Below are 16,744 nucleotides of genomic sequence, written 5' to 3' on the forward strand. Positions count from 1 at the left end.
AGACCCCTTTTTCGTAAAGGTGGCGCTCCCTAGGGGATTCGAACCCCTGTTACCGGCGTGAGAGGCCGACGTCCTAACCACTAGACGAAGGGAGCGGCGCAGCAAAGAAGCGCGTATTATACCGGGATCAGGTAAGAGTACAAGCGTCTGTTACCATTCTTCTTCCAACCGGCGGCGTCGCGCCCCGAAGTCCCGTCCGGGACCGTCACGCGGACCCCGCCCAGCGCCCAAGGAATGCGCCCATAACGGTGATGCAGGAATCCGATAACGACATCACGCGGACCCCGTCCGCGACGACGCCCCTGATTGTGCCGCGTCCCGAGCACGGGATCTCGCGCGCCAACATCAGCGCCAATGCTCTCAAGGTGCTGTACCGGCTCAAGCAGGAGAACTTTCAGGCCCATCTCGTCGGCGGCGGGGTGCGCGACCTGTTGCTCGGTCACGAGCCCAAGGACTTCGACGTGGCCACCGACGCCACGCCCGAGCAGGTCCGCCAGGTCTTTCGCAACTGTCGGCTGATCGGGCGCCGCTTCCGTCTCGCCCATGTGCACTTCGGTCGCGAGATCATCGAGGTCGCCACCTTCCGCGGCAACGGTGAGGGTGAGGCGGAGGAGGGCGAGCGCTGTGTCGAGAACGGCATGATCGTTCGCGACAACGCCTATGGCACCATCGCCGAGGATGCACTGCGGCGCGACTTCACCATCAACGCGCTCTACTACAACATCCAGGACTTCTCGCTGATCGACTATGCCGATGGCCTGGCCGACCTGCGCGCCGGCAAGCTGCGTCTGATCGGCGATCCGCAACAGCGCTATCGCGAGGATCCGGTGCGGATGCTGCGGGCGGTGCGCTTTGCCTGCAAGCTCGGCTTCAGCATCGAGGAGGCCACCGAGCGCCCGCTGTTCGAACTCGGTCATCTGCTCGACGGGGTGCCGGCGGCGCGGCTCTTCGACGAGCTGATCAAGCTCTTCCACGCCGGCTATGGACTCGACGTCTTCGAGAAGCTGCGTCATTATGGCCTCTTCGCGCTGCTCTTCCCGGATACCGAGGCGGCGCTCGCGTGCGAGGACCATGATTTCCCGATCACCCTGGTCAGCCGCGGTCTCGCCAACACCGATGCGCGCATCCAAGCGGGCAAGCCGGTCACCCCGGCCTTCCTGTTCGCCGTCCTGTTGTGGGAGCCGGTGCGCGCGGGGGTCGAGCGGATGGTCGCCGAGGGCATGCAGATCAACGAGGCGATGGTTCAGGTCAGCGCCGAGGTCTGTGTCCGTCAGCAGTCGCGGGTGGCGGTCCCCAAGCGCTTCTCGTTGCCGATGCGCGAGATCTGGGCACTGCAGCCGCGATTCGAGCAGCGCGAGGGCAAGCGCCCGTTCCGGCTGCTGACCCATCCGCGGTTCCGTGCCGCCTACGATTTCCTGCTGTTGCGTGCCGAGGCCGGCGAGGTCGATCGGGAGCTGGCCGAGTGGTGGACCCGCTTCCAGGATGCCAGTGGCCAGGAACGGGCGAGCATGGTCGAGGGTGGCGCGCGCCGTCGCCGGCCACGGCGGCGGCGTCGGCGCAAGTCGGGTGGCGCCAGCAGCAATGGTGGGGGCGAGTCGAGCGCCGGTGCGGCCAAGGGCGCGCAGTAACGCCGCCGCCCCGGCCTTTCCTTATTCCGAAGTACCTAGACCCCGGAGTCGCCGATGTCCGCTTCACCGACCACTGTCGCCTCCCTCGCCGCCATGAAGGCACGCGGCGAGCGGATCGCCGTCCTCACCTGCTATGACGCCACCTTCGCCCGTCTGCTCGACGAGGCCGGGGTCGAGGTGATGCTGGTGGGGGATTCGCTGGGGATGGTGCTGCAGGGGCACCCGACCACGGTTCCCGTGACCCTCGACCAGATGGTCTATCACACCGCTTGTGTTACCCGGGGATCGAGTCGTGCGCTGGTGGTCGCGGACCTGCCGTTCATGTCCTACGCCACGCCGGAGCGCGCCCTCGAGAGCGCCTCGCGCCTGATGCAGGAGGGCGGGGCGCAGATGGTCAAGCTCGAGGGCGGTGAGCCCTATCTCGATACCGTGCGCCAACTGGTCGCGCAGGGTGCGCCGGTGTGCGCCCATCTCGGGCTGCAGCCGCAATCGGTCAACCAGCTCGGAGGCTATCGCTTCCAGGGGCGCGACCATGCCTCGGCCGAGCGTATCCGCCACGACGCGCTGGCGATGCAGGACGCCGGCGCCTCGCTGCTGGTGCTCGAGTGCGTTCCCCAGGCGCTCGCCGGCGAGATCGCCCGCACCCTGACCATCCCGGTGATCGGCATCGGCGCCGGGGCCGAGTGCGACGGTCAGGTGCTGGTGCTGCAGGACATGCTCGGGCTCAACCCGGGGCGCGCGCCCCGCTTCAGTCGCGACTTCACGGTCGCCGGCGGTTCGGTGCGCGGTGCCGTCGACGCCTATGTCGTCGCGGTGCGCGAGGGCAGCTTCCCGAGCGCTCCCGAGATCGCCTACTAGGTCCACGTACTCGTGGACCCGGGGCGCGGGCGGAACCCGATCCGCTCGCCCCTCGCGCCGTCGTCCGGCCGCCGAGCAGCGGCGCCGGCCCCGGTCGCTTCCTGACCCCGACCTCTGCGTCGGGGCCGGCAGCCTTCAGTGCTGCGGGTGGACATCGCTCCGCGCGGTGTCCGTGTCGTCCAATGGACATTGCCGAATGTCGCGGCGAGCGCGGCGTCGATGACCGATCATTGCCCGATCGGTGCGGCGGCGTGTCGTGGCGTCTCGCGGGCCCGATCCCGGGTCCCGTACACCGATCTGAACCAACCGAGAGATCAATGGAGCGTATCGAGCATCTTCCCAATCTGCGCGCGCGTCTGGCCGAGTGGCGCGCCGCCGGTGAGCGCATCGCCCTGGTGCCGACCATGGGCAATCTGCACCAGGGCCATCTGACCCTGGTGCGCGCGGCGGCCGAGCGTGCCGACCGGGTGGTGGCGAGCATCTTCGTCAACCCGCTGCAGTTCGGTCCCGGCGAGGATCTCGATGCCTATCCGCGTACCCCGGAGGCCGATCGCGACAAGCTCGCCGCGGGCGGCTGCGATCTGCTCTTCGCGCCGGCGGTGGAGACCATCTATCCCAACGGCCAGACGGGGCAGACCCGGGTCGAGGTGCCGGGGATCTCGGCGCTGTTTTGTGGCGCCAGCCGTCCCGGTCACTTCGTCGGCGTGGCGACCATCGTCTGCAAGCTGTTCAACATGGTGCAGCCCGACGTGGCGGTGTTCGGCGAGAAGGACTTCCAGCAGCTGCTGGTGATCCGGCGCATGGTCGAGGACCTGTCGATCCCGGTGGCGATCCATGGTGTCGAGACCGTGCGCGAACCCGACGGGCTGGCGCGCAGCTCGCGCAATGCCTATCTCACCGCCGCCGAGCGTGAGCGCGCGCCGGCACTCAACCGGGTGCTCGACGAGGCCGCTGCGGCAGTGCGCGCCGGTCGTCCGTTCGTCGAACTCGAGCTGGCAGCCTGCCGGGCGCTCGAGGCCGAGGGCTTTGCGCCCGAGTACTTCAAGGTCTGTCGTGCCGCCGATCTCGCGCCGCCGGAGAGCGACGAGCGCGACCTGGTGATCCTCGCCGCCGCACGGCTGGGACGGGCGCGACTGATCGACAATCGCCGGGTGCGTCGCTGATTCAATGCGCCCGGGGCGTTCGGTCAGGCCGTCTCCGGGCGCGGCGCGTGTCCGATGCTGCGTCGCAGCAGGGGACGCGCTAGACTAGCCTGGTCATCACATCGAATGTCCGCCGTCGGACGACGGCCGACCTGGTCCCGCTGGGGCCCATCAGAGGATTGGATACATGCATTTGACCTTGCTGAAGTGCAAGCTGCATCGCGCTTGCGTGACGCACTCGGAGTTGGACTACGAGGGCTCCTGCGCCATCGACGACGAGCTGCTGGCGCTGGCCGGGATCCGCGAGTACGAGCAGATCCAGATCTACAACGTCACCAACGGTGAGCGCTTCACCACCTATGCGATCCGTGCCGAGGCCGGTTCGCGGGTGATCTCGGTCAATGGTGCGGCGGCGCACAAGGCCGCGCCCGGTGATCGGGTGATCATCTGTGCCTTCGCCACCATGACCGAGGCCGAGGCCGACGCCCACAAGCCGGCGCTGGTCTATCTCGACGAGCGCAACCAGGTGCTGCGCACCGGCGATGCCATCCCCGCCCAGGCCGCCTGAGCCTGGACGCCCGGTTCAGGCCGACAGCACGTCGGCCTGAACCCCTCTCTCCTCCAGCGCCGCCTCGTAGAGTTGCAGATAGTGCTGCGCGCTGGCCTCCCAGCTGAAGTCCTGCATCATCCCGGTGGTGGCCAGTCTGCGCCATTGTTCCGGCTGTTCGCGATAGAGACGGCGGGCCTGATCGACCGCGGCGTGCAGCTCCTCGGGCCGCGAGCGCTCGAACAGGAAGCCGGTGGCGGTGCCCGCGGCGAGCGTCTCGGCATCGACCGGGGTGATGGTGTCGGCCAGACCGCCGGTGCAGTGGGCAATCGGCGGGGTGCCGTAGCGCAGGCTGTAGAGCTGGTTGAGCCCGCACGGCTCGAAGCGCGAGGGCATCAGGAAGGTGTCGCAGCCGGCTTCGATGCGGTGCGCGCGCATCTCGTCATAACCGATGAGCACGCCGACCTGGCGCGGATAGGTCCTGGCGACCTCGTGCAGCGCCTGTTCGGTGTGACGATCGCCGACGCCCTGCAGCACCACCTGCACGTTGGCGTCCTGCAGCAGGTCGGGCAGGATGGCGAGGATCAGGTCCACCCCCTTCTGTTCGACCAGTCGCCCGACATAGCCGAGCAGGAAGGCCTCCTCGTGACGCGGCAGGCCGAACTCGCGCTGTAGTTCGAGCTTGTTCTCGGTCTTCAGCCCGAAGTGTTCGGCATCGAACTGTTGCAGGATCATCGGATCGGTCTGCGGATCCCACACCCCATAGTCGATGCCGTTGAGGATGCCGCTGAAGCGTCCGCCGAGCTGGCGCAGCAGCCCGTCGAGGCCGCAGCCGAAGCGCGGCGTGCGGATCTCGTCGGCATAGGTCGGGCTGACGGTGTTGACCCGGTCGGAGAAGACGATGCCGCCCTTGATGAAGGACATGCGCTGATGGAACTCGATCCCGGCGACGTTCCACAGCGCCGCAGGCAGGCCGATGCGATCGAAGGTGGCGCGATCGAACAGCCCCTGGTAGGCGAGGTTGTGGATGGTGAAGACGGTGGCCGGGCGCTCGGGCAGGTCGTGCATCAGCGCCGGGGTGAGTCCGGTTTGCCAGTCGTTGGCATGCAGCACTTCGGGACGCCAGCCCACCGCCGGCAGCCCCATGGCCAGTTGTGCGAGGGTGCGGCAGAACAGCAGGAAGCGCTCGGGGTTGTCGCCCCAGTCGCGACCGCTGATATCGGTATAGGGGCTGCCCTCGCGGTGGAAGTAGTCCGGGGCGTCGACCAGATAGACGGGCAGACCGTGGTCCGGGTGCAGACCCTCGACGATGCGCACGCTGGTGCGCGCGCCGGGGATGCGCAGCTCGCAACGCGTCTTCGGCTCGAGCAGCTGACGCAGCGCGCTCGGATAGCCGGGCATGATCAGCCGCGCGTCGTGGCCGAGCTGGCGCAGCGCCGCCGGCAGGCTCGCAGCGACGTCGGCCAGGCCGCCGGTCTTGATCAGCGGGTGCGCCTCGCTGCTCGCCACGAGGATGCGCAGTCCGTCCGGGTCCGGCAGGGCAGGGGAGATCGGGGGAACGGGGAGTTCCATGAACGGTCCTTGGGCTACGGGCGTCGCGGCGGGAAGTGCCGGGCCCGGCTTGGCAATAGGGTGACAGCCTTCAAATTATCATATTTGTGCACCAGCGAGATAATCTGCCCATGATCGAACCCTGCATCCTGTTGATCTTCGGGGCCACCGGCAATCTGGTCGAGCACAAGCTGTTGCCCGCGCTCTATGGGCTGGAGGCGGCCGGGCGGCTGCATCCGGCGACCCGGGTGGTCGGCGTCGGTCGTCGTCCCTGGAGCGATCAGGCGTGGCGCGAGCGGGTCGGTGCCGCGCTGGCCGAGCGTCGGGTCTGTGAGGACCCGGTGGTGCAGCGTCTGCTCGGGCGACTGCATTTCGTCACCGGCGATCTCGAGCGCGCGGAGGACTTCGAGCGGCTGGCCGAGCGGTTGCGCGCCCTGCCCGAGGCCCCGGACAATCTGCTGAGCTATCTGGCGATCGCCCCCGAGTTCCACGCCGGGGTCGCTGCGCGGCTCGCCGCCGCCGGGCTCGCCAGTCGTGCCGGCGGCTGGTCGCGACTGGTGGTGGAGAAGCCCTTCGGGCTCGATCTGGAGGGCGCGCGGTTGCTCGAACGGCGGTTGCGCGAGGCCTTCCCGGGCGAGGAGATCTATCGCATCGATCACTACCTGGGCAAGAGCACGGTGCAGAACGTGCTCGTGTTCCGCTTCGCCAATCTGCTGCTCGAGCCGCTGTGGAATCGCAACTATATCGACCATGTGCAGATCTCCCACGCCGAGTCCCAGGGGATCGGCGCGCGCGCCGGTTTCTACGACGGGGTCGGCGCGCTGCGCGACATGATCCAGAGCCATCTGCTGCAGCTGCTCACCCTGGTGGCGATGGAGCCGCCGGCGAGCCTCGATGCCGATGCGCTGCGCGACGAGAAGGTGAAGGTGCTGCGCTCGATCCGGCCGATCGCCCGCGAGGCCGTCCACGCCCACGCGCTGCGCGCCCAGTATGGCGCGGGACGGGTCGGCGAGACGACGGTGCCGGGCTATCGCGACGAGCCCGGGGTGGCGGCTGAGAGCACCACCGAGACCTATGCCGCGCTCAAGCTCTATATCGACAACTGGCGCTGGCGCAACGTGCCCTTCTTCCTGCGTACCGGCAAGCGGATGGAGAGCAGCGAGTCGCTGATCGCCATCCGCTTCAAGCACCCGCCCCAGCAGCTCTTCCAGCACACCGCGATCGAGCGGCTGCGGCCGAACTGGCTGCTGCTCGGCATCCAGCCGCACGAGTGCATGCGCATCGAGCTGCAGGTCAAGCGCCCGGGACTGGAGCTGCGTACCCAGACCGAGCGGCTCGACGCCAGCAGCTGCGGCCTGCCGCCGGATCATATCGACGCCTACGAGGCGCTGATCCTCGATGCCATCAGCGGCGATCGTACCCACTTCCTGCGCGCCGACGAGGTCGAGTGGGCGTGGCGGGTGATCGATCCGGTGCTCAAGCGCTGGGCGGTCGAGCGCGACTTCATCCATACCTATGCCGCCGGCTCCTGGGGCCCGCCCGAGGCCAGCCGTCTGTTCGACCGCGACGACCAGGACTGGCGCAATGCGCTTGCCGGGTGAGGGCGGGGGTCTCAGCTACCAGCCGCCAGCCGCCAGCCGCCAGCCGCCAGCCGCCAGCCACCAGCGGTCAGCCACCAGCGGTCACCCACCAGCCGCCAGCCACCAGCGGTCAGCCACCAGCAGCCAGCCGCCAGCCGCCAGCCACCAGCGGTCAGCCACCAGCGGTCAGCCACCAGCGGTCAGCCGCCAGCGGTCAGCCGCCAGCAGTCAGCCACCAGCCGCCAGCCGCCAGCCGCCAGCCGCCAGCCGCCAGCCGCCAGCAGCCACCAGCAGCCAGCCACTCGCGATCAGCTGCCAGTCATGAGCCACCCGCGCCAGCCATCGGCCAACGGTCGCCAGCGGGGTCAGCCGCGGCGGTGTCCGCACCCCCATCCGGCGACCCACCGACGGGCGTGCGTTCTGGACGCCCGTGGTTGAGGATAGGCTGCGACTGGAGGCTGGAGGCTGGAGGCTGGAGGCTGATCGCTGGACGCTTCTCCCCCTTCGCGGCTTTGCGGTTCAATCTCCTGGCCGCTGGCCGCTGGCCGCTGGCCGCTGGCCGCCCGACATCGGGTCGTCATCGCGATCCGAGTATGCTGTCGCGGTGTGGTCGCCGGGGCGCGTGGTGTCGCTGCGGTCGACCGTCCATTCTCACGTTCGCAAGGAGAGTCTGCATGTCGATGATCAGTCACACCCCGCAATGGCAGGCGTTGCAGCAGCACTGGGAGGAGATGCGCGAGCACCATCTGCGCACCCTGTTCGCGCGCGATCCCGGCCGCGCCGAGCGGATGCGGCTGTCGGTCGCCGGCCTGCACCTGGACTATTCCAAGAACCTGCTCACCGACGAGACCCTGCGTCTGTTGCTGGAGCTGGCGCGCGCGGCCGACCTGCCCGGCTGGCAGGCGCGTCTCTACGGCGGCGAGCCGATCAATGTCACCGAGCATCGCGCGGTGCTGCACATGGCGCTGCGCAACCGCAGCAACCGGCCGATGGTGGTCGATGGCGAGGACGTGATGCCGCTGGTCAACGGCGTGCTCGCGCGTATCGAGCGCTTCGTCGGCGAGGTGCGCTCGGGGGGCTGGACCGGGCATACCGGGCGGCGCATCAGCGATGTGGTCAATATCGGCATCGGCGGCTCCAACCTCGGGCCGAAGATGGTGTGCGCCGCGCTCTCGCCCTATTGCAGCGATCAGCTGCGGGTGCACTTCGTCTCCAACGTCGATGCCACCCATCTGGTCGAGACGCTGCGCGGGCTCGATCCGGAGACGACGCTGTTCGTGATCGCCTCCAAGACCTTCTCCACCCAGGAGACCATGACCAACGCGTCGAGCGCGCGCGACTGGTTGCTTGCGGCGCTCGGCGATTCGGGCGCGGTGGCGCGCCATTTCGTCGCCGTCTCCACCAACGCCGAGCGGGTATCGGCCTTCGGCATCGATACCGCCAACATGTTCGAGTTCTGGGACTGGGTCGGCGGGCGCTATTCGCTGTGGTCGGCGATCGGGCTGCCGATCGCGCTGGCGGTCGGCTTCGAGCGCTTCGTCGAGTTGCTCGAGGGCGCGCACGCGATCGACGAGCACCATCGCACCGCACCGCTCGAGCGCAACATGCCGGTGCTGCTCGGACTGATCGGGGTGTGGTATGCCAACTTCGCCGGGGCGCGCACCCACGCGGTGCTGCCCTACGATCAGTCGCTGCGGCTGCTGCCGGCCTATCTCCAGCAGGGCGACATGGAGAGCAACGGCAAGCGGGTCGGGCGCGACGGCGAGACCCTCGAGTACACCACCGGTCCGGTGGTCTGGGGCGAGCCCGGCACCGATGGCCAGCATGCCTTCTACCAGCTCATCCACCAGGGCACCCAGCTGATCCCGGCCGACTTCATCGGCGCCGCGCGCAGCCATCACGAGCTCGGCGATCATCACGACAAGCTGATGGCCAACTGCTTCGCCCAGACCGAGGCGCTGATGCGCGGGCGGACCCTGGATGAGGCGCGCGCCGAGCTGCGCGCCGCCGGGCTCTCCGACGAGCGGGTCGAGGCGCTCGCCCCGCATCGCGTCTTCCCCGGCAACCGCCCGACCAACACCCTGCTGATGGAGCGGCTGACGCCCTTCACCCTGGGCGCGCTGATTGCCCTCTACGAGCACCGCATCTTCACCCAGGGGGCGATCTGGGGGATCAACTCCTTCGATCAGTGGGGGGTCGAGCTGGGCAAGCAGCTCGCCGGGGTGATCCTCGGCGAGCTCAAGGACGGGGGCGCGGGCGAGGGGCATGACGCCTCGACCCGTGCACTACTCGAGACCTATCTGCACTTGCGCGGTGCAGTCGAGAGGGGGCGCTGAGGGATCGCCGGGGGTGAGCGATCGGGCGCCGGCGCGTTGAATCGCGCTGGGTGTCGCCCAACCTTCTCCTCTGAGGTGGTGGTCGCGGGGCGTTCGGTGGCGGGGCCTTGGCCTTCGCCCCGGTTGCGATCACCCCGACCGGCGCCCGTCGTGTCCGGCCCGGTCGCCGCCTGACTGGCGTGGCGTATCCGTCGAGACGGACGCGGGGCATGTTCCGCTCCATGCACCGAACAGATGCAGCGATCGAACCCGGATCCATCACCTGGGTCTCAGGCCTTGATCGCCGCTGTCATTGATGGCCCGGTTCTCACAGGTCGTCCCAGGTGCTCCAGCAACGGACGCTGGTTGATGGCCTGAATCTTGCGCTCCACCTGGAGGCTCTTGTGTTCCGTCCTGCCCGCCCCGAGCCTCCGGCAGAGCCGGAGCCGGATCGAGCAGGCACACTCAGGTTCCGAGGAGAGGTAAGTCTATGTCGATCTTCGAACGCTACCAGGCGCGCTACGAGGCCTCCCGCGAGGAGGTGCTCACCCTGGACGAATACCTGGCACTGTGCAAGACCGACCCCAGTGCCTATGCCAGTGCGCCCGAACGGCTGCTGCAGGCCATCGGTGAGCCGGAGCTGGTCAACACCAGCGACGACCCGCGGCTGAGCCGGATCTTCCAGAATAAGGTGATCAAGCGCTACCCGGCCTTCTCCGAGTTCTATGGCATGGAGGAGTCGATCGAGCACCTGGTCTCCTATCTCAAGCACGCCGCCCAGGGGCTCGAGGAGAAGAAGCAGATCCTCTATCTGCTCGGCCCGGTCGGCGGCGGCAAGTCCTCGCTGGCCGAGAAGCTCAAGGAGCTGATGGAGCTGGTGCCCTTCTACGCCATCCAGGGCTCGCCGGTGTTCGAGTCGCCGCTGGGGCTGTTCTCGCCCGATGAGGACGGTCAGATCCTCGAGGACGACTACGGCATCCCCAGGCGCTATCTGCGCACCATCATGTCGCCCTGGGCGGTGAAGCGGCTGCAGGAGTATCACGGCGACATCACCCGCTTCCGGGTGGTCAAGGTCTATCCCTCGGTACTCGAGCAGATCGCCATCGCCAAGACCGAGCCGGGCGACGAGAACAACCAGGACATCTCCTCGCTGGTCGGCAAGGTCGACATCCGTCAGCTCGAGCGCTTCGCCCAGCACGATGCCGATGCCTACAGCTATTCCGGTGCGCTGTGCCGCGCCAACCAGGGCATCATGGAGTTCGTCGAGATGTTCAAGGCGCCGATCAAGGTGCTGCACCCACTGCTCACCGCCACCCAGGAGGGCAACTACAACGGCACCGAGGGGCTCTCGGCGCTGCCTTTCCAGGGCATCATCCTCGCCCACTCCAACGAGTCGGAGTGGCAGAGCTTCCGCAACAACAAGAACAACGAGGCCTTCCTCGATCGCGTCTATATCGTCAAGGTGCCCTACTGCCTGCGCGTCGACGAGGAGGTCTGCATCTACGACAAGCTGCTCGCCAACAGCTCGCTGTCGCACGCGCCCTGCGCCCCGGGCACCCTGGAGATGATGGCGCAGTTCTCGGTGCTGACCCGGCTCAAGGAGCCGGAGAACTCCAACATCTACTCGAAGATGCGGATCTACAACGGCGAGAACCTCAAGGACACCGATCCCAAGGCCAAGTCGGTGCAGGAGTATCACGACTATGCCGGGGTCGATGAGGGGATGAGCGGGATCTCCACCCGCTTCGCCTTCAAGATCCTCTCCCAGGTGTTCAACTTCGATCATGCCGAGGTGGCCGCCAACCCGGTGCACCTGCTCTATGTGCTCGAGCGCCAGATCGCTCGCGAGCAGCTCCCGCCCGAGGTGCAGGAACGTTATCTCGGCTTCATCAAGCAGTATCTGTCGCCGCGTTACGCCGAGTTCATCGGCAAGGAGCTGCAGACGGCCTATCTCGAGTCCTATGCCGAGTACGGCCAGAACATCTTCGACCGCTATGTCACCTTCGCCGACTACTGGATCCAGGATCAGGAGTATCGCGATCCCGATACCGGCGAGATGCTCGATCGCGCCTCGCTCAACGAGGAGCTGGAGAAGATCGAGAAGCCGGCGGGGATCTCCAACCCCAAGGACTTCCGCAACGAGATCGTCAACTTCGTGCTGCGCGCGCGCGCCAACAATGGTGGAGCCAACCCGCGCTGGACCAGCTACGAGAAGCTGCGCCTGGTGATCGAGAAGAAGATGTTCTCCAACACCGAGGAGCTGCTGCCGGTGATCTCCTTCAACGCCAAGGCCTCGGCCGACGAGCAGAAGAAGCACGACCAGTTCGTCGACCGCATGACCGAGAAGGGCTACACCCCGAAGCAGGTGCGGTTGCTCTCGGAGTGGTATCTGCGGGTACGCAAGGCGCACTGATCCGCGTCCAGGTGACGGGCGCCCGCCCGGTGTGGGCGCACCCCGACCAGCCTCGGGCCGCGTGCCCGGGGTGGTCCTCAGCAACGGTGAGCGAAGCGGTCCTATGTCACACTTCATCGACCGCCGTCTGAACGGCAGGAACAAGAGCGCGGTCAATCGGCAGCGCTTCATCCGGCGCTACAAGAGTCAGCTCAAGCGCTCCGTGGCCGAGGCGGTCAACAAGCGCAGCATCACCGACGTCGACTCGGGCGAGCGCGTCGGCATCCCCGCGCGCGACATCTCCGAGCCGCTGCTCCACCACGGCAGCGGCGGTACCCGCGACCAGGTCTATCCCGGCAACCGCGAGTTCGAGACCGGCGATCGCATCCGTCGGCCCCCGGGCGGTGGCGGTCAGGGCGGCGGTCAGGGCAAGGCGAGCAAGGACGGTCGCGGCGAGGACGACTTCGTCTTCGAGCTCTCGCGCGAGGAGTTCATGGACCTGCTGTTCGAGGACCTCGCGCTGCCCAACCTGGTGCGCAACCAGCTCATGGGCACCACTGAGTTCAAGAACGTGCGCGCCGGCTATGCCACCGACGGCTCGCCCTCGAACATCGACGTGGTGCGCTCGCTCAAGGGGGCGATCGCGCGGCGTACCGCGCTCGGCGCACCGTCGCGGGCGCGTATCCGCGAGCTCGAGGAGGAGCTGGCGGCATTGCTCGCCGGCGGCGCTGGCGAGCGTGACGCGCGGGTGGTGGCGTTGCGCGAGGAGATCGACGCGCTCAAGACGCGGGTCGCCGCGCTGCCCTTCATCGACAGCTTCGATCTGCGCTACCAGAGCTTCACCAAGCAGCCCGAGCCCACCAGCAAGGCGGTGATGCTCTGCATCATGGATGTCTCCGGCTCCATGGATCAGGTGCGCAAGAACCTCGCCAAGCGCTTCTTCATCCTGCTCTATCTGTTCCTGCAGCGGAACTACGATCAGATCGACCTGGTGTTCATTCGTCATCACACCATCGCCCAAGAGGTCGACGAGCAGGACTTCTTCTACTCGCGCGAGACCGGCGGCACCGTGGTCTCGAGTGCGCTCAACCTCGCCCACGAGATCCTCCGCGAGCGCTACGACCCGAGCGTCTGGAACATCTATGCCGCTCAGGCCTCGGACGGCGACAACTGGGACTCCGACTCCAACATCTGTCGCGACATCCTCGTCGACAAGCTGATGCCGCTGATGCGCTACTTCGCCTATGTCGAGATCACCCCGCGCCAGCACCAGAGCCTGTGGTACGCCTATCAGGAGGTGATGGCGCTGCACCCGCACTTCGCGATGCAGGAGATCGACGGCGCCGACGACATCTTCCCGGTGTTCCGCGAGCTGTTCAGGAGGGAGCCGGCATGAGCTCACGCATCATCTCCGAGTCGCTGGAATGGACCTTCCCGCTACTCGAACGCTTCGACCGCGAGATCGGGCGCATCGCCCACGACGTCTACGGGCTCGACACCTATGCCAACCAGATCGAGGTCATCACCTCGGAGCAGATGATCGACGCCTACTCCTCGGTGGGGCTGCCGATCAACTATCAGCACTGGTCGTTCGGCAAGCAGTTCGTCGCCACCGAGCAGACCTATCGGCGTGGTCAGATGGGACTGGCCTACGAGATCGTGATCAACTCCGATCCCTGCATCGCCTATCTGATGGAGGAGAACACCCTGCCGATGCAGGCGCTGGTGATCGCCCACGCCAGCTACGGACACAACAGCTTCTTCAAGGGCAACTATCTGTTCCGCACCTGGACCAGCGCCGATGCCATCATCGACTATCTGGTGTTCGCGCGGCGCTTCATCGCCGAGTGCGAGGAACGCCACGGCGAGGAGGCCGTCGAGCTGCTGCTCGACTCCTGTCACGCGCTGATGAACCAGGGGGTCGACCGCTACAAGCGTCCCTCGCCGCTGAGCCTGGCCGAGGAGCAGCGGCGTCAGGAGGAACGCGCGGCCTATCTGCAGTCGCAGGTCAACGACCTCTGGCGCACCCTGCCGCCGGGTCCCGAGGTCGGTGATGAGCAACGCGAAGAGCGCTGGCCGGAGGAGCCGCAGGAGAACCTGCTCTATTTCATCGAGAAGAACGCCCCGCTGCTCGAGCCCTGGCAGCGCGAGATCGTGCGCATCGTGCGCCGGATCGCCCAGTACTTCTACCCGCAGCGCCAGACCCAGGTGATGAACGAGGGCTGGGCGACCTTCTGGCACTACACCCTGATGAACCACCTCTACGACGAGGGGCTGGTGGGCGACGGCTTCATGATGGAGTTCCTGCAGTCGCACACCGGGGTGATCTATCAGCCGGAGTTCGACAAGCCCTACTTCAACGGCATCAACCCCTATGCGCTGGGTTTCGCGATGATGCGCGACATCCGTCGCATCTGCGAGGCGCCGACCGACGAGGACCGCGAGTGGTTCCCCGACATCGCCGGTGGCGACTGGCTGCAGGTGCTCGACTTCGCCATGCGCAACTTCAAGGACGAGAGCTTCATCGCCCAGTACCTGTCACCGCGGTTGATGCGCGAGTTCCATCTCTTCGCGGTGCGTGACGACGACCGTGAGGAGCAGCTCGAGGTCACCGCGATCCACGAGGAGCAGGGCTATCGGGCGCTGCGCCAGGCCCTCGCCGAGCAGTACAACCTCGGCAGTCGCGAACCCAATGTGCAGGTCTATCACGTCGACCGGCGCGGTGATCGCTCGCTGACCCTGCGTCACTTCCGGCACAACCGTCGCCCGCTCGACGAATCGGCCGAAGAGGTGCTGCGTCACGTGCATCGGCTCTGGGGCTTCAAGGTCAGGCTCGAGTCGGTCGACGAGCAGGGGCGGGTACAGCTCGTCGGCGAGTGCCCCTGAGCGCTGCATGACTGGGGGCGGGCGGCCTGGATGGACGTCCGCGCAAGGACGTTCGATCCGTTTCGCAGGTATCCGATGGCGCGCTGGCGCATCCTCCCATTCGGGCTGTTGCTCTTCCTCCTCCACGCCTCGCCGCTGGCCGCTGGGTCCTGGCCGGCGCTCGATGCCGCCCTGGCCGAGACCTCGCCCCTGCCCGAGGGGCGCCGGATGTATGCCCCCAGACTGCTCGCCGTCTTCTATGCCGCGCGTGACCATCGTCCGGTGTGGACCTCGCGGGCGCGGGTCGGCTCGCTCGCCCGGCTGCTCGCCGGGGTCGAGCGCGAGGGCTTCTCGCCGGAAGACTTCCATCTCGCGACGCTCGCCCGTCTGACCGTTGCGCCGCCGCGTGACGAACGGGCGCGGGTCGGGCTGGAGCTGTTGCTGAGCGATGCGCTGCTGCGCTATGTCCATCACACCCGCTACGGCAAGCTCGACCCGGTACAGGTCGCGCCCGGGCACAATGATCGCGCGCCGGTCGCGGCGGCGCAGATCCTCGCCGACATGCGCCTGGCGCTCGTCGCCGAGGACATGGCCGAGGCCCTGGCCGGACGCTTCTCGCTGCCCTTCTGGTATCGCGATCTGCGCCGCGCCCTGCGCGACTATGTCGCCCAGGACCACCTGCTCGACCTGCCTCCACTGCCCGCCGGTCCGCCGCTCGGCCTCGGCAGCCGCGGCGAGCGGGTCGTCGGGGTGCGCGAGCGGGTCCGTCTGATCGCCGGCGAGTCGCTGCCGGCGGCGGGCGACGAGACGGCACGACGCTTCGATGCCGGGCTCCGCGAGGCGGTGCGCGAGTTGCAGCGGCGCTACGGGCTGGTCGACGACGGTGTGGTGGGGCCCCGGACCCTGGCGGTCCTCAACCGCCCGATCGATGCCGCGCGGATCGAGCGCGCGCTGATCAATCTGGAGCGGATGCGCTGGCTGTATGCCGAGCTGCCGCCGGACCATCTGTTCGTCGACCTGGCCGGTTATCGGGTGGTGCTGGTGCGCGGCGGCGAGGCCGTCTGGCAGACCCGGGCGATCGTCGGCAGCGTCGAGGATCAGACGCCGATGTTTCGCGATCGCATGGACCATCTGGTGATCAACCCGACCTGGACGGTGCCGGTGTCGATCCAGAAGGGGATGGGCTGGGTCTCGCAGGACTATCTGCTGGTCGATCGTCGTAGCGGGGCGGTACGACGGGGGGGCGACGCCAGCAACTATCGGCGCTATCAGCTGGTGCAGAAACCCGGCGCCGACAATGCCCTGGGGCGGGTCAAGTTCATGTTCCCCAACCGCCATGCGATCTATCTCCACGACACCCCGAGCCGCTGGCTGTTCTCGCGACGGCAGCGGACCTTCAGTCACGGCTGTATCCGGGTCGACGAGCCGCTCGAGCTGGCCACGGCGTTGCTCGAGGGGAGCGCCTGGAGCCGCGAGCGGATCGAGCGCCAGATCGCTCGCGGTCGCACCCGTCACATCCATCTCGAACGCCCCCTGCCGGTGCTGCTCTATTACCTGACGGTAAGCGCCGATGCGGCAGGCCGGCTGGTCTTTCGCGACGATGTCTATGATCGCGACCCGGCGCTGCGCGAGGCCTTCTTTGCGCCGGTGCGTGGCAGTCGTATCGACTTCGAGGGTGTCGAGGACCCGCTGCGGCTCGGCCAGGCCGGAGACGGGAGCTGAGTCCGGAGAGCCCTGCTGCGCTCCGGGGTCCCTTCGTCTTTCCTCTGTGCGCGGTTAGAATCCGGTCATATTTCGAATCCATGCCTCCCCGCTCATCGCCGCGCCCCCGATGGTCGTCGGTCACGGCGCGCCCGTGCGTGTCCG

At 67.5% G+C, this 16,744-nt stretch carries 11 protein-coding genes and 1 tRNA gene; 10 read left to right on the top strand and 2 right to left on the bottom strand.

Going from position 1 to position 16,744, the window contains the following annotated elements:
• Positions 1–20 precede the first annotated feature (20 nt).
• Positions 21–95, bottom strand: a tRNA-Glu gene (locus tag EDC29_RS06405).
• A 156-nt stretch (positions 96–251) separates the two neighbouring features.
• Here EDC29_RS06405 and pcnB point away from each other — a divergent pair.
• The 4 genes from pcnB (at position 252) to panD (ending at position 4,196) form a co-directional block, all read left to right on the top strand.
• The gene (pcnB, locus tag EDC29_RS06410) at positions 252–1,628 is read left to right on the top strand and encodes a polynucleotide adenylyltransferase PcnB (RefSeq protein WP_123139454.1); all 1,377 of its coding nucleotides are present in this window, start codon (positions 252–254) and stop codon (positions 1,626–1,628) included.
• A gap of 54 nt (positions 1,629–1,682) precedes the next feature.
• Positions 1,683–2,486: a 3-methyl-2-oxobutanoate hydroxymethyltransferase gene (gene panB, locus EDC29_RS06415; protein WP_132229053.1), complete on the top strand. Its 804-nt coding sequence runs from the start codon at positions 1,683–1,685 to the stop codon at positions 2,484–2,486.
• Between the two features lie 317 nt (positions 2,487–2,803).
• Positions 2,804–3,649, top strand: a complete 846-nt coding sequence (gene panC, locus EDC29_RS06420; protein ID WP_123139452.1) for a pantoate--beta-alanine ligase — start codon at positions 2,804–2,806, stop codon at positions 3,647–3,649.
• Positions 3,650–3,815: 166 nt separating this feature from the next.
• Complete coding sequence (panD, locus tag EDC29_RS06425) at positions 3,816–4,196, top strand: aspartate 1-decarboxylase (protein WP_062275550.1); 381 nt, start codon at positions 3,816–3,818, stop codon at positions 4,194–4,196.
• Between the two features lie 15 nt (positions 4,197–4,211).
• Here the strand turns inward: panD and glgA are convergent, their stop codons facing one another.
• A complete protein-coding gene (gene glgA / locus EDC29_RS06430) occupies positions 4,212–5,747 on the bottom strand; it encodes a glycogen synthase GlgA (RefSeq protein WP_123139451.1) in 1,536 nt (511 codons plus the stop codon).
• A 110-nt stretch (positions 5,748–5,857) separates the two neighbouring features.
• On the opposite strand from glgA, the gene zwf reads away from it, so the two are divergent.
• From zwf to EDC29_RS06465, 6 genes are all read left to right on the top strand, one after another.
• Positions 5,858–7,327, top strand: a complete 1,470-nt coding sequence (zwf, locus tag EDC29_RS06435; protein WP_132229055.1) for a glucose-6-phosphate dehydrogenase — start codon at positions 5,858–5,860, stop codon at positions 7,325–7,327.
• Between the two features lie 653 nt (positions 7,328–7,980).
• Positions 7,981–9,642, top strand: coding sequence for a glucose-6-phosphate isomerase (pgi, locus tag EDC29_RS06445; protein WP_123142252.1), 1,662 nt, complete (start codon positions 7,981–7,983; stop codon positions 9,640–9,642).
• 469 nt (positions 9,643–10,111) lie between these two features.
• Positions 10,112–12,034 (top strand): PrkA family serine protein kinase, encoded by a 1,923-nt coding sequence (locus tag EDC29_RS06450; RefSeq protein WP_123139448.1) that lies wholly within the window; start codon positions 10,112–10,114, stop codon positions 12,032–12,034.
• A 103-nt stretch (positions 12,035–12,137) separates the two neighbouring features.
• On the top strand, positions 12,138–13,409 hold the full coding sequence (locus EDC29_RS06455; protein WP_123139447.1) for a YeaH/YhbH family protein: 1,272 nt from the start codon (positions 12,138–12,140) through the stop codon (positions 13,407–13,409).
• Complete coding sequence (locus EDC29_RS06460) at positions 13,406–14,899, top strand: SpoVR family protein (RefSeq protein ID WP_123139446.1); 1,494 nt, start codon at positions 13,406–13,408, stop codon at positions 14,897–14,899. Before EDC29_RS06455 ends, EDC29_RS06460 begins: the two co-directional genes overlap by 4 nt.
• Before the next feature lie 75 nt (positions 14,900–14,974).
• The gene (locus EDC29_RS06465; RefSeq protein ID WP_132229057.1) at positions 14,975–16,600 is read left to right on the top strand and encodes a L,D-transpeptidase family protein; all 1,626 of its coding nucleotides are present in this window, start codon (positions 14,975–14,977) and stop codon (positions 16,598–16,600) included.
• Positions 16,601–16,744 lie beyond the last annotated feature (144 nt).

The sequence above is a fragment of the Marichromatium gracile genome (assembly GCF_004343155.1).
Classification (GTDB): Bacteria; Pseudomonadota; Gammaproteobacteria; order Chromatiales; family Chromatiaceae; genus Marichromatium; species Marichromatium gracile.

Bases quoted from the DNA above. Each gene is read 5' to 3' on its own strand.
- panC (WP_123139452.1), top strand. From the start codon at position 2,804: ATGGAGCGTATCGAGCATCTTCCCAATCTGCGCGCGCGTCTGGCCGAG.
- glgA (WP_123139451.1), bottom strand. From the start codon at position 5,747: ATGGAACTCCCCGTTCCCCCGATCTCCCCTGCCCTGCCGGACCCGGAC.
- pgi (WP_123142252.1), top strand. From the start codon at position 7,981: ATGTCGATGATCAGTCACACCCCGCAATGGCAGGCGTTGCAGCAGCAC.
- EDC29_RS06450 (WP_123139448.1), top strand. From the start codon at position 10,112: ATGTCGATCTTCGAACGCTACCAGGCGCGCTACGAGGCCTCCCGCGAG.
- EDC29_RS06455 (WP_123139447.1), top strand. From the start codon at position 12,138: ATGTCACACTTCATCGACCGCCGTCTGAACGGCAGGAACAAGAGCGCG.
- panD (WP_062275550.1), top strand. From the start codon at position 3,816: ATGCATTTGACCTTGCTGAAGTGCAAGCTGCATCGCGCTTGCGTGACG.
- pcnB (WP_123139454.1), top strand. From the start codon at position 252: ATGCAGGAATCCGATAACGACATCACGCGGACCCCGTCCGCGACGACG.
- zwf (WP_132229055.1), top strand. From the start codon at position 5,858: ATGATCGAACCCTGCATCCTGTTGATCTTCGGGGCCACCGGCAATCTG.
- EDC29_RS06460 (WP_123139446.1), top strand. From the start codon at position 13,406: ATGAGCTCACGCATCATCTCCGAGTCGCTGGAATGGACCTTCCCGCTA.
- EDC29_RS06465 (WP_132229057.1), top strand. From the start codon at position 14,975: ATGGCGCGCTGGCGCATCCTCCCATTCGGGCTGTTGCTCTTCCTCCTC.
- panB (WP_132229053.1), top strand. From the start codon at position 1,683: ATGTCCGCTTCACCGACCACTGTCGCCTCCCTCGCCGCCATGAAGGCA.